Annotated in this window: 10 protein-coding genes; 7 read left to right on the top strand and 3 right to left on the bottom strand. The window is 70.1% G+C overall.

Going from position 1 to position 11871, the window contains the following annotated elements; genetic code table 11:
* Nucleotides 1–10: 10 nt before the first annotated feature.
* Nucleotides 11–502 carry a hypothetical protein gene (locus F0U63_RS47365; protein WP_395841853.1) on the top strand — a complete coding sequence of 164 codons (492 nt, stop codon included), beginning with the start codon at nucleotides 11–13 and terminating at the stop codon, nucleotides 500–502.
* On the opposite strand, the gene F0U63_RS47360 is transcribed toward F0U63_RS47365, so the two are convergent.
* Together F0U63_RS47360 and F0U63_RS47355 are read right to left on the bottom strand one after the other, a co-directional pair.
* The gene (locus F0U63_RS47360; RefSeq protein WP_395841851.1) at nucleotides 460–2271 is read right to left on the bottom strand and encodes an MASE1 domain-containing protein; all 1812 of its coding nucleotides are present in this window, start codon (nucleotides 2269–2271) and stop codon (nucleotides 460–462) included. The two genes, F0U63_RS47365 and F0U63_RS47360, sit on opposite strands and share 43 nt — an antisense overlap.
* Nucleotides 2272–2402: 131 nt before the next feature.
* Nucleotides 2403–4214, bottom strand: a complete 1812-nt coding sequence (locus F0U63_RS47355; protein ID WP_395841849.1) for a sigma 54-interacting transcriptional regulator — start codon at nucleotides 4212–4214, stop codon at nucleotides 2403–2405.
* Between the two features lie 330 nt (nucleotides 4215–4544).
* On the opposite strand from F0U63_RS47355, the gene F0U63_RS47350 reads away from it, so the two are divergent.
* The 4 genes from F0U63_RS47350 (at nucleotide 4545) to F0U63_RS47335 (ending at nucleotide 8186) form a co-directional block, all read left to right on the top strand.
* Nucleotides 4545–5168: a TIGR02265 family protein gene (locus F0U63_RS47350; RefSeq protein ID WP_395841848.1), complete on the top strand. Its 624-nt coding sequence runs from the start codon at nucleotides 4545–4547 to the stop codon at nucleotides 5166–5168.
* 51 nt (nucleotides 5169–5219) lie between these two features.
* Nucleotides 5220–6713, top strand: coding sequence for a bifunctional metallophosphatase/5'-nucleotidase (locus F0U63_RS47345; RefSeq protein WP_395841846.1), 1494 nt, complete (start codon nucleotides 5220–5222; stop codon nucleotides 6711–6713).
* 121 nt (nucleotides 6714–6834) lie between these two features.
* Nucleotides 6835–7350, top strand: a complete 516-nt coding sequence (def, locus tag F0U63_RS47340) for a peptide deformylase (RefSeq protein WP_395841844.1) — start codon at nucleotides 6835–6837, stop codon at nucleotides 7348–7350.
* A gap of 92 nt (nucleotides 7351–7442) precedes the next feature.
* On the top strand, nucleotides 7443–8186 hold the full coding sequence (locus F0U63_RS47335) for an SPFH domain-containing protein (RefSeq protein ID WP_395841842.1): 744 nt from the start codon (nucleotides 7443–7445) through the stop codon (nucleotides 8184–8186).
* A gap of 30 nt (nucleotides 8187–8216) precedes the next feature.
* On the opposite strand, the gene F0U63_RS47330 is transcribed toward F0U63_RS47335, so the two are convergent.
* A complete protein-coding gene (locus F0U63_RS47330) occupies nucleotides 8217–9764 on the bottom strand; it encodes a sigma-54 interaction domain-containing protein (RefSeq protein WP_395841840.1) in 1548 nt (515 codons plus the stop codon).
* Between the two features lie 529 nt (nucleotides 9765–10293).
* Between F0U63_RS47330 and glnII the strand changes: the two genes are divergently transcribed.
* Nucleotides 10294–11310, top strand: a complete 1017-nt coding sequence (gene glnII, locus F0U63_RS47325; protein WP_395841838.1) for a glutamine synthetase GlnII — start codon at nucleotides 10294–10296, stop codon at nucleotides 11308–11310.
* Between the two features lie 205 nt (nucleotides 11311–11515).
* Nucleotides 11516–11704, top strand: coding sequence for a CsbD family protein (locus F0U63_RS47320; protein WP_002632216.1), 189 nt, complete (start codon nucleotides 11516–11518; stop codon nucleotides 11702–11704).
* The last annotated feature ends 167 nt before the right edge of the window (nucleotides 11705–11871 follow it).

Below are 11871 nucleotides of genomic sequence, written 5' to 3'. Positions count from 1 at the left end.
TCCGGCGGGCATGAGCGATCAGTTTCCGGTGACGGTGGCAGTGCGGCGCCCGGATGGGCGAGTGGAACAGGTGCGCGTGGGGACGGCGGTCCGCAACGGTGAGGGTTTCTCGTTGAAGCTGGGGGAGCTGAGCATCGGCTCGTCTCCCGACGCGGCTCCAGCGGCGGCGCCCCGGCGCGCCTATTCCTCGGGCGGTGGCGGAGGCGGTGGTGGCGGCGGCGGGGACATATCGGTGTTCCCCAACTATGGCCGCAGCAAGGGGGCGCCCATCCAGGGCGCGACCATGCAGGACCTGGAGTACTACGCCAATGGCGCCCGGCGCTCGCTGGGTGACCCGAGCAAGTCGCGTTGGCACGACCGCGAGCGCGCGCTGCTGGCCTCCATCGAGGCGGAGATCGCCCGGCAGCGGGGCGGCGACGGTGGTGGCGGGCACGAGCCGCCCCCGCACGGGGACGATGACTACGGCGGCGGCGGGAACGACGACGAGAACATTCCCTTCTGAGGAGGGGCCTCGGCTCCCGGCGGGGGAGGGACTTCGCTTCCCTTCCGAGTGGGGAGCTCGGTCGTCGTGAAGCCGCGCGAGGTGGAGGACAGCGGCAGACGCAGGGTGAGGGTAGTGCCTTGCCCCAGGGTGCTGTTCACCTCCACCTGCCCGCGGTGCGCCTCCACGATGGCGCGCACGATGGGCAGCCCCAGGCCGGTGCCCAGGGCCTTGGTGGTGAAGAAGGGATCGAAGAGGCGCTGCATCACCTCGGGGGCGATGCCCGGGCCGGTGTCGGTGATGGTGACGAGGGCATGGGGCGGGCCCGGTGGCTTCACCGAGTGGGTGATCTCCACGTGGAGCGAGCCCCCCTTGGGCATGGCCTGCAGGGCGTTGAGGAAGAGGTTGTGGAGCGCCCGGTGCAGCAGCTGGGCATCCAGGGGGATGTCGGGCAGCGAGGGATCCACCGCGCGCGACACCTGGAGGGTGCTGGGCCGGGGCTCGGTGCTCATCGCGGACTCCAGCGCCCCTTCCACCACGGGGCCGAGCGGCTGGGTCATCAGCTGCGGCTCCAGGGGCCGGGCGAAGTCCACCAGGCCGGTGATGAGGAGATCCAACCGCCCGACCTCCTCGCCCATGGCGCCGAGCAGCTCCCAGGTGGTGCTGTTGGCGTCGGGCTGGGCGTTGCGGGTGAGGGCGGCCACGGCGTTGGCGATGACGCCCAGGGGGTTGCGCACCTCGTGGGCCACGCTGGCGGACAGCTCGCCCACCGCGGCCATGCGCTCGCGGTGCACGAGCTCGCGCTGGGCGGCGGCCAGCTCCGCGAGTGACGCGCGCAGCTCCTCGTTGAGCCGCTCGCTCTTCTCGCGCGCGCGCCGCAGCTCGCTCACCGCCGCGGCGAGCAGGAGCCCCGAGGCGCCGATCACCGCGAGGAAGGACTGGAGGTAGATGAGGCTCGCGCGGGGCGAGGCGGTGCCGTGGGCTTCCAGGACGAAGGGGCCGCTGCCGGTGATGGTGTGCAGGATGGACACCGCGGCGAGCGCGAGCAGGGCGAGGCTGGTGCCCCGGGCCTCGAAGCGCAGCGCCGCCCAGAGGATGAAGGGGAAGGCCGTGTAGGTGATGGGGTGGTGGGGGCTGATTCCATGGGGAATCCAGTGGAAGCCCAGGTGCAGGGTGGAGACGAGCCCCAGGAGCAGCACGGCGAACTCCCGCGCGCGCGGGCGGGGCCAGCACACCTGGTCGAGCATGCCCCAGGTGAGCAGCAGGGGCGTCACCAGCAGCAGGCCCATGGCGTCGCCCACCCAGAACACCCGCCACTGCGGCCACCACTGCTCCCAGTCAATCTTCCCGTGGAGGGCGAGCAGGGTGACGCCGGGGGTGGCGTTGAGCACGGGGCTGACGAGCGCCACGGCCAGCAGCGCGAGCACGTCGCGCACCCGCCCGAGCGAGGGGTTGAGGCCCGCGTAGCGGCGCAGGAGGAAGGCGCCCACGAAGACCTCCAGCCCGTTGCAGGCGGACATCAGGAGGGTGCGGGTGTTGGGCCAGTGTCCGGGCATGCTGGTGAACGGCCCCACGACCACGGCCAGCAGCAGCAGCACGGGCCAGTCGCGCCAGCGCGCCAGCAAGAGCGCCGTGAGCAGCACGCCCGAGGGAGGCCAGATGGCCGAGAGCTGCTCGTGCTGGGGGGACAGCCCCATGCCCAGCCAGGTGCCGAGCCCATACAGCAGCGCGAACGCCGCCCCGGCGTGGAGGGGACTCCAGGTCTGGACGATGTGCTTGGGCTTGGGCACGAGAGCGGTGGGGGGTTCACGCTGTCATGAAGCGAAGACGCATGCAAAGCCAGGGGACGGGAAGACCCAGGGGGTTGTCGGTGGCATGACGTCTGGTCATGGAGCGCATGAGAGCCCGCGAGCGTGGGGCCTCACGGCTCCTTGGCCTGCAGTCCATGGCGCCGCACCCGGCGGCCGAGCGTCACGGGATCCATCTCCAGCGCCGCGGCGGCGCGCCGCACCACGCCGCCGTGGCTCTCGAGCGCCTCGCGGATGATTTCCTTCTCGAGCTGTTCCAGGCGCTCGCGCAGGGAGCTGGCGCCGCCGCTGCGCACCTGGCGCCGCGCGCTCTCGAGGCCCGCGGAGAGCGAGGGGGGAAGGTGGCGCGCGCACACCGGCTCGTCGTCGTTGCACAGCAGCACGGCGCGCTCGATGCAGTTGCGCAGCTCGCGCACGTTGCCGGGCCACGGCGCGAAGCGCAGCACCTGCTGGGCGTCCTCGGACAGGCCGGTGGCCGAGCGGCGCAGGGTGCGGTTGAAGTGGGCGATGAAGTAGTGCGCCAGGTCCAGCACGTCCTCGGGCCGCTCGCGCAAGGGGGGCAGGTCCACGATGAAGCTGTTGAGGCGGTAGAAGAGGTCGCTGCGGAAGCGCTTGGCGCGCACCTCCTCGGCGAGATCGCGGTTGCTCGCGGCGATGATGCGCACGTCCACGCGGCGCACCTGGGTGCCGCCCACCGGCCGCACGTCGCCACTCTCGAGCACCCGCAGGAGCTTGGACTGGAGCGTGGGGGTGGTGTTCTCGATTTCATCGAGGAAGATGGTGCCCCCGTCGGCGAGCACGAACAGGCCGGGGTGGTCCGCCACGGCGCCGGTGAAGGCGCCCTTCACGTGGCCGAACAGCTCGCTCTCCAGGAGCGTCTCGGTGAGGGTGCCGCAGTCCTGCACCACGAGCGGCTGGCTGGAGCGTCCGCTGAGCCGGTGGATGACGCGCGCGAGCACCTCCTTGCCGGTGCCCGTCTCGCCCTGCAGCAGCACCGCCACCCGGTGGGGAGCGGCCACGCGCACCATCTCCAGCACCTGGCGCATGGCGGGGCTGCGGAAGCCGGGCTCGTTGGCCACGCCCGTGTTGGTGGCGAGCCGGGGGGCTTCGCGCGCGCGCTCGCGCAGGAGGTTGCGCTCGAGCTCCAGCGCCGCCCGCCGCTGCTCGGTGCGCAGGCCCAGCTCGCGGCTGGCCTGGAGCACCGCCTGGCGCAGCGCCACGGGCTCGCACGGGGGGGTGAGGGCGCGGAAGATCTTCCCCTGGTTGAACAGCTCCACCAGGCGCGTGGGCATGGCCGGAGCGCAGTAGAGGATGCGGGGGGACAGGTCGCTCGCGGGCCCGGCGCCGGTGGGGTCCGCCTCCGCGCGCCGCATCGCCAGCCGCTCCACGAGCGCCACCGCGCGCGCCTCGTCCCGTCCGCACACGAGCAGCGCGCTGATGTCTCCCCGGCCCAGCAGCGTGTCCACCTCCTCGGCCGAGTACGCGAAGCGCAGCCGCACGTGGCTCTCCAGCGCCGCGCGCAGCCCCCGCAGCTCCGCTTCCTCCGCGTACACCACCGCCACGTAGAGCTGATGATCCAGCAGGTAGCGCTTGAGCTTCACCCCATCGGCGCCCTCGAAGCCGTGGAAGCTCACCCCCAGGGCCGTCACCCCGCCCTCGTCCCGCTCCACCGGATCATGCCGCCAGCGCACCACGCCGCGCACCTGCACGCGCGCGCGCGAGTCGGGCAGCGTGAAGGCCATCTCCACGTCCTCGCCCTCGCGCGGCCCCTCCTCGGGCCCCGAGGGGGTGGCGATGAGCCCGATTCCCGTCTCGCTGATGTTGACCGCCCAGCACCCCTGGAGTGCGGGCTGGGTGACCACCTGGACGTGGAGGGGTTTGCGTTCGCTGGGCGGGGGGGCGGAAGGGTCGCTCGGAGACGTCATCGGTGGGGCTCCGTCGCGTCAAACGTGAAACCCGGGTGGTGATTCCAGAAAAATCAAGAAAGACCAACATTGTCCAGGGACGTACGGTCGAGGCGGGCAGGGGTCTGGCTGGCCGGGCGGTCACCTCCGGAGGCCCGTCTGGAGCGGGTGGGCCTGGCGCGAAGTGTAGCGTGGTGGGCGCTGGAGGTGGGCGAGGGTCCAGGGAAGATGGGGTGTGAGGGAAAAAGCGTGGAGGAGCGAGGGGGGCCCCCTGTCGGTTCGGAGGGACGTGGTTAGGGTGGGGTGTCGAAGGCGTGCGGCCTGGCGTCCTTTGGCGGGAGGGGTGGTGTCATGCAGACGAGTGCCTGTGCGGTGGATGTGGGCCCGGTGCGAGTGGAGGCGGCCGAGGACCTGGCACGGCGCCTGGCGCTGTCGATCCCCGCGGACACGGTGAGGGGCTCGCTCTTCCTGGGGACGCTGGACGCGGTGCGCACGTGGGCGGGGGAGGCGGCGATGCTGCGCTGCGTGGACGCGGGGGGCGAGCCGCGCTTCATGGAGTTCTTCAACTATCCGTTGAGCGCCTTCATGCGGGTGAACGCGGCGGCGGCGTGGGAGCTGGCGCCGGGGTGTGGGGGTTGGGACGCGGCCCAGCGGCTGTTGGGGCAGCGGGCGGCGGCGGATCTGCTCGCGTCGGCGGCGGGCAAGGCGCTGCTGTTGCTGTCGCGGTGCGAGACGCGGCGGCTGGTGGGCAACCTGCCCTCGGCGTACCGGTCGGCGGTGAATCACGGGGAGCGCTCGGTGTCGTGGGAGGGCTTCAGCCGGGGCCGCCTCACCATGCAGCGCGACTTCATGCCGTGCGCCTTCCACGAGGGCCTGCTGCGGGCCGTGCTGGAGTCCACGAAGGCGCGCGGGGTGGAGGTGGTGGGCTCGCGCGTGGACGTGCTGGACAGCGAGTACCTGTTATCCTGGGAGTAGGCGGCCCGGGCCTCCTTGACGTCCGAGGGGAGGGGGTGTGAAGGGGCGCGCATGGACAAGCGCCGCGCCCTGCTCTCGAGTCTCCTGCTGCTACCCGCCTGCCAGACGACACACACGGTGACGCTGGTGGGGATGACGGACTACCACTCGCACGCGGAGCGCTTCTATTCGGAGGGGGAGCCGGGCCAGGGAGGGGTGGCGCGGGCGCTGGCGTACTTCCGGGAGGCGAAGGCGAGGCCGGACACGCTGGGGGTGTCCGGGGGCGACTGGGTGAACAGGGGCGTGCCCGTGTGGAGTGACGAGTACGGGTGCGTGGAGTGGCCCTGGTTCAACGGGCTCTTGGACATGATGGCGCTGGGCAACCACGACCTGGACTACGGGGCGGAGGCCTTCGCGCGTTGCCGGGCGGCGGTGGACTACCCGGTGTTGTGCGCGAACCTGGTGGGAGCGGACGGCTCGCCCCACTTCCAGGTGGAGGGGCGGCCCTACCTCGTGCGCGAGGTGGGGGGCGTGCGGCTGGGCTTCTTCGCGGTGGCGGGGCCGGACATGCGGCGGCTGGTGAAGGCGGAGAATCTGCCCCCGGGGACGCGGTGGACGGACGCGACCCAGACGGCACGGGCGGTGGTGGAGGCCCTGCGCGAGCGCGAGCACGTGGACGCGGTGGTGCTCATCGGCCATCAGCTGCGCGAGGACGACGAGGCGCTCGCGCGGGCGGTGCCGGGCATCGATCTCATCCTCGGCTCGCACTCGCATGCCCGGGAGGAGCTGCGGGTGGTGCCGGGGACGAGGACGTACACGGTGTCCTCCTACCAATACCTGGCGTACGTCTCCGAGGTGCGGTTGCGCTTCCAGGGCCGGCGGCTGGTGGGGGTGGAGGGGGGGCTGGTGAAGATGGACGGGGCGCGGCCGGAGGACGCGGAGACGGCGGCGAGGGTGGAGGAGTTGGGGCGCGCGCTGCGGGAGAAGCGGCCGGAGCGCTTCGCGGGGGTGGGCCGGCTGCCGAGGCCCTTGAGGGACGAGGGGCTCACGGAGGGGGAGGCGGAGGTGGGCACCTGGGCGACGGAGGTGTGGCGCCGGGCGGCGGGGGCGCGGGCGTTCTTCGCGACGGCGGCGGGGTTTCGGGCGGGGCTGCCCGCGGGGGAGGTGACGCGGGAGGCGTTCGAGGGGGCGTTTCCGTACCGCAACGTGCTGGTGACGGCGGAGATGACGGGGGAGCAGCTGGCGGAGTGGGTGGAGTTGAGCGAGTCGAAGCGGGGGACGGACGGCTACAGCCAGCGCAGTGGGGTGAGCTACCGGGTGCGAGGGGGGCGGGTGGAGGACTTGAGGGTGCTCAGGGACGCGGCGGATCCGGGGGCGGGCGAGGAGCCGGTGCGGCCCGAGGGGCGCTACCGGGTGGCGACCACGGACTTCCAGGCCTTCGTGGCGGGGGGGTACAAGGAGGCCTTCGCGCGGGCGAGCGAGGTGCGGCGCACGGAGCTGGACACCCAGGTGCTGCTCCAGGAGGCGCTGCGGGAGGGGGAGCCGCCGGCCGCCCCGGGGCGCTGAGGGCCCGGCCGGGGCGGTCGGCGGATGGGAAACAAGGCGTGTCACTCGGGGCTGGCGGGGAGGCGGGCGCGGTGTACAAGGACGTTTCCACGCGCGACCCTCTCAGGGAGAGACACACCACATGGCTCGGGACATCGTCATCTGGCCGAACAAGGTTCTCAGCACGCCGACCAAACCCGTGACGGACTTCGGGGAGAGCCTCACGAAGCTGCTGGACGAGATGTTCGAGGCCATGAAGGAGGCGGAGGGGATTGGCATCGCGGCCAACCAGATTGGGGTGCCCCTGCGCCTGTCCTGGGTGGGCCGGGAGGACGGGACGTTCTTCGAGATCATCAACCCGCAGATTCTGGAGAAGTCGGGGCAGGTGACGCTGGAGGAGGGGTGCCTGTCGGTGCCGGACCTCTTCGAGAAGACGCCGCGCTTCCACAAGGTGAAGGTGAAGTACCAGGACCGGACGGGGGCGTGGCACGAGCTGGAAGCGGAGGGGAAGCTCGCGCACGTGCTGCAGCATGAGATTGGGCACCTGGATGGCTTTGTCTTCGTGGACCTGCTGTCGGGGCTCAAGCGGGGCCTGGCGATGGAGAAGATGAAGAAGCTGCAGAAGGCGCTCAAGCGCCGGAAGAACGAGGACGAGTAGGCGAGCGAGGCTGGGAGGACCCCCCTCTGGCGCGGGGAGGGGGAGACGTGATGGATTGGGCTTCGGCCTGCCTACCCAGGAGTGGCTTCACCGTGGAAACCGTCGTCCTGTGCGCTGTTCTCGGCATGGCGGGCGTGTGCGCGCTGGTGCTGGGGTGCTACCGCAGGGCGCGGGAGGGTGAGGCCCTGGTGCTGGTGCGCGGAGGCGAGCCCACGCGGGTGCGCTTCGGGGGCACGTGGGTGTGGCCGGTGGTGGAGCGCACGGAGGTGTTGGACCTGTCGGTGCGCAAGGTGGTGGTGGAGCGCCGGGGAGGGCAGGGCTTGTCGTGCCGGGACGGCATCCGGGTGGACCTGCGGGCCACGTTCCTGGTGAAGGTGCCGCGCGACGAGGCGGGCGTGCTGCGGGTGGCGCGGGAGGTGGGGTGCGCGAGGGCGAACCAGCCTGGCCAGGTGCAGGCGCTCTTGGAGGAGCGCTTCGCGTGCGCGCTGGCGCAGTCGGTGAGCACGTTCAACTTCGATGAGCTGGTGGCGGACCGCGGCCTCTTCATCGACCATGTGGGCATCGAGGTGGGTACGGAGCTCCTGGGCTTCTGGCTGGAGCGGCTGTCGCTGGGGCGGCTGGAGCAGACGCCATTGGATCAACTGGATCCAACGAACGTGCTGGATGCGCAGGGCATCCAGAAGCTGACCGAGCGGGCCTCGCAGCTCGCGGTGGACTCGGTGGGGCCGTGGTCGTCGGACCCGGGGGCGGCGGCGGTGCGTCCGAGGGGGGGCGGCGAGGAGGAGCTGATGCGCGAGGTGGAGCGGGCGCTGGCGGACCCGAGGCGGCGCAACTGAGCGCCCCCCGAGGGGCCCTCGAGAGAGGGCTCAGGTGTGGAAGCGCGAGCAGTCGATGTCGTACTTGGACACCTTGTAATTGACGATGCGCTCGGTGGTGCGCAGCAGGCGGGCGGCCTTGGCGCGGTTGCCGCGGGTCGTCTTGAGCGCGTCGAGGATGAGGTCCTTCTCGAACTGCTGGACGGCGTCGGCGAGCGAGGTGTTGTTGGTCGTCTCGGAGGCCTCGGCGGTCTGGAGGGTGGGCGGCAGGTGATGGCCGTGGATGGCGTTGCCGTCGCAGACGAGCACGGAGCGCTCGATGATGTTCTCCAGCTCGCGCACGTTGCCGGGCCAGTGGTAGCTCACGAGCATGTCGATGGCGGGGGTGGAGATGCGGCGGATGTTCTTGCCGTGCTCGTGGGCGTACTTGGCGACGAAGTGGTCGGCGAGCAGCAGCAAGTCGCTCTTGCGCTCGCGCAGGGGCGGGATGAAGAGGGTGAAGACGTTGAGGCGGTAGTAGAGGTCCTCGCGGAATGTTTTCTCGGCGATGGCCGTCTCCAGGTCCTTGTTGGTGGCGGCGATGAGGCGCACGTTGGTCTTGATGGTCTCGGTGCCGCCGACGCGCTCGAACTCGCGCTCCTGGAGCACGCGCAGGAGCTTCACCTGGGTGGCGAGGTTGATTTCGCCAATCTCGTCGAGGAAGAGGGTGCCGCCCTCGGCGAGCTCGAAGCGGCCGCGCTTGCGCGTCTGTGCGCCGGTGAAGGCGCCCTTCTCGTAGCCGAAGAGCTCGGACTCGATGAGGGTTTCGGGCAGGGCGGCGCAGTTGACCTTGATGAAGGGCTTCTTGGCGCGGGTGGAGTTGTAGTGCAGGGCGTGGGCGATGAGCTCCTTGCCGGTGCCGGACTCGCCGCGGATGAGCACGGTGGTGTTGGTGCGAGCGACCTGGTGGATCTGCTCGTACACCTGGCGCATGGGGCCGCTCGTCCCGATGATGTTGGAGAAGTCGTAGCGCTCGCGCAGCTCCTGGCGCAGGGTGGTGTTCTCCTCGAGCAGCTTCCTGCGCTCGTCCTCCAGGAGCTGGTGCGCGGCGAGCGCCTGGCCAATCATGGAGGCGATGACGCTGAACAGGCGCGTCTCCTCGGTGAAGTCGCGCTCCTTGTCGTAGTGCAGGTCCACGCCGAAGGCGCCCACGGGCTTGCGGTTGAGGAGGATGGGCACGCAGATGAAGGAGTACTCCTGGGCGCCGCTCTTGCGGCCACCGAACGCCCGGTGGAGGAAGAGCGGCTCGCGGCTGACCTCGGGAACCACCACGGGCTTGCCGCTCTGCACCACGCGGCCGGTGATGCCCTCGCCCAGCTTGTAGCGCGCGTCGCGGCCCTCGGCGCTCAAACCAATGGACGCCTCGATGTAGAGCTCCTGGGTGTCCGGGTCCATCAACGTCACGGTGCCGCGCACCACCCCGTGGTAGCGCTCGATGCGCTCGAGCACCCGGTGCAGGGCGGCCCTCAGGTCATGCGCCCCCGCCAGCGCCTGGCTCACCTCCAACAGGCTCGCCAGGGCCGCGTGTTCTCCCGTCTGTTCGTCCACTCGCTTCGCCATCCACGTGCCTCTTCCGGAAAAAACCGCCTCTCCAGGGAGCCCCTCGGGTTGACCCAAGAGTCAAAAGACTCTTTCCTACAATTTTGTCGGCTCCAAAGCCAGGAGCTACGAAATTGTAGGTAGGGGAAGGGGGCTCCTGGAGGGAGGAGGCCCACATCTCTGTCCGTCAGCGGGCGTCAGCACGACCGAGGGCGTCGGATTCTAATCAAGCGAAGAAGCATGGACCGACCGAGCGGTAGGTGGAGGCTCAAAGATGTGGAAAGAGGAGGGGCGTGGACGGGCGTGGGGCTTCTTGGGGGTCGAGAGTTCCGACAATTTTGTAGGAAGGAGCCGGAGAGCCGACAAAAACGTAGGAATCCTGGGGGGAGGGGAGGGGTTGAAGGGGTTCGTTCCCAAGGATTCAGCGGACTTGCCTCGATTCAGGGGCGGGAAAACCGGCTGGCATCGCATCTGCAATGAAGCTCCGGCATCAGGGCCCTCGCGGGTCCAGGAGCAAGAGGCCCCCCGACAGGGCCGGAGGAAGTCCGACATGCGCAAGGTGATGGCGGAGTACATCTGGATCGACGGTCAGAAGCCCACGGCGAAGCTGCGCTCCAAGATGAAGGTGGTGGAGGTTCCGGAGATCAAGAGCCTCTCGGACTTGCCGGACTGGGGCTTTGACGGCTCGAGCACCTACCAGGCCGAGGGCAAGAAGAGCGACCTCTTGCTCAAGCCGGTGCGCTACATCCCCAACCCGCTGCGCCCGGGCACGACGGACGTGCTGGTGATGTGCGAGGTGATGAACCAGGATGGCTCTCCCCATCCGAGCAACACGCGTGCGCCCCTGCGCGCGGTGTCCGAGAAGTACGCCTCGCACGAGACGTGGTTTGGCCTGGAGCAGGAGTACACGCTCTTCGAGGGCAACCGTCCGCTGGGCTGGCCGGAGAAGGGTTTCCCGGCGCCGCAGGGCGGCTACTACTGTGGCGTGGGCAGTGACGAGGTGTTCGGCCGCAAGCTGGTGGAGGCGCACGCCGAGGCGTGTCTTCGCGCGGGCCTGCACCTCAACGGCACGAACGCCGAGGTGATGCCCGCGCAGTGGGAGTTCCAGATCGGCCCGATCTCGGCGCTGGAGATGGGCGACGAGCTGTGGTTCGCGCGCTGGCTGCTCTACCGGATGGGCGAGGACTACGGCATCAGCGCCACGCTGCACCCCAAGCCGGTGAAGGGTGACTGGAACGGCGCGGGCTGCCACACCAACGTGAGCACCAAGGCGATGCGCGAGCCGGGTGGCCTGAAGGTCATCGAGGCGGCGTGCGAGAAGCTGCGCGCGCGGCACGAGGCGCACATCGCGGTGTACGGCGCGCACAACGTGGAGCGCCTGACGGGCCTGCACGAGACGGCGCCCATCAATGTCTTCCGTTACGGCAACAGTGACCGTGGCTCGTCCATCCGCATCCCGATGGGGACGGTGAACGAGGGCAAGGGTTACTTCGAGGATCGTCGTCCGGCCGCGAACTGCGACCCGTACGAGGTCTGCCGCATCATGCTCGAGACGATCTGCAGCTGAGATCGGCTCCAAAGGACTCCTTGGGGTAAGGAGGCGCTGGCTTGGCGGACGGGAGGTGTCGGGCTTCCCGTCCGTCAGGCCCTGCGTTAGCCCCCGTGGCGGCCGAGCGAACGAGCCCCCGACGGTTGTCCCCCATGTCCGTGGGTACCTAGCTTCTTCGTGTCGAGGCGAAGTCAGTCCTGTACGCGAACACGAGGAGGCAGCCATGGGTGAGTGGACGGACAAGACGAAGGGGAAGGTGAAGGAGACCGTCGGCGTGGCCACGGGAGACCGTGAGCTGGAAGCCGAGGGCAAGAAGGACACCTTCAAGGGCCACGTGAAGGAGAAGATCGAGGACGCCAAGCGCGTCATCAAGGACGCGGTGGACGGCGAGCCGCGGCGCAACGAGCCGTAGCGGTTGGACGGCATCCGACAACCAGGGCTTCGGGGAGCAGGCTCCTCGGAGCCCTTGGCTTTTGCGGGCTCGAGCACCCGGACGCCCTCCGTCCCGGACACCCTGTGACGATTCATCTCACCTGGGGTTGAAAAAGGCGCTGGGGTGCGCTTGGGGGAAACTCTTGG

Origin of the sequence: Cystobacter fuscus (assembly GCF_044360685.1) — a bacterium.
GTDB lineage: Bacteria > Myxococcota > Myxococcia > Myxococcales > Myxococcaceae > Cystobacter > Cystobacter fuscus_C.
This window is presented reverse-complemented; position numbering and strand designations above follow the sequence as displayed.

Excerpts from the sequence above, each read along its gene's own strand:
- F0U63_RS47365 (WP_395841853.1), top strand. The coding sequence starts at position 11 with ATGAGCGATCAGTTTCCGGTGACGGTGGCAGTGCGGCGCCCGGATGGG.
- F0U63_RS47355 (WP_395841849.1), bottom strand. The coding sequence starts at position 4,214 with ATGACGTCTCCGAGCGACCCTTCCGCCCCCCCGCCCAGCGAACGCAAA.
- F0U63_RS47330 (WP_395841840.1), bottom strand. The coding sequence starts at position 9,764 with ATGGCGAAGCGAGTGGACGAACAGACGGGAGAACACGCGGCCCTGGCG.
- F0U63_RS47320 (WP_002632216.1), top strand. The coding sequence starts at position 11,516 with ATGGGTGAGTGGACGGACAAGACGAAGGGGAAGGTGAAGGAGACCGTC.
- def (WP_395841844.1), top strand. The coding sequence starts at position 6,835 with ATGGCTCGGGACATCGTCATCTGGCCGAACAAGGTTCTCAGCACGCCG.
- F0U63_RS47350 (WP_395841848.1), top strand. The coding sequence starts at position 4,545 with ATGCAGACGAGTGCCTGTGCGGTGGATGTGGGCCCGGTGCGAGTGGAG.
- glnII (WP_395841838.1), top strand. The coding sequence starts at position 10,294 with ATGCGCAAGGTGATGGCGGAGTACATCTGGATCGACGGTCAGAAGCCC.
- F0U63_RS47345 (WP_395841846.1), top strand. The coding sequence starts at position 5,220 with ATGGACAAGCGCCGCGCCCTGCTCTCGAGTCTCCTGCTGCTACCCGCC.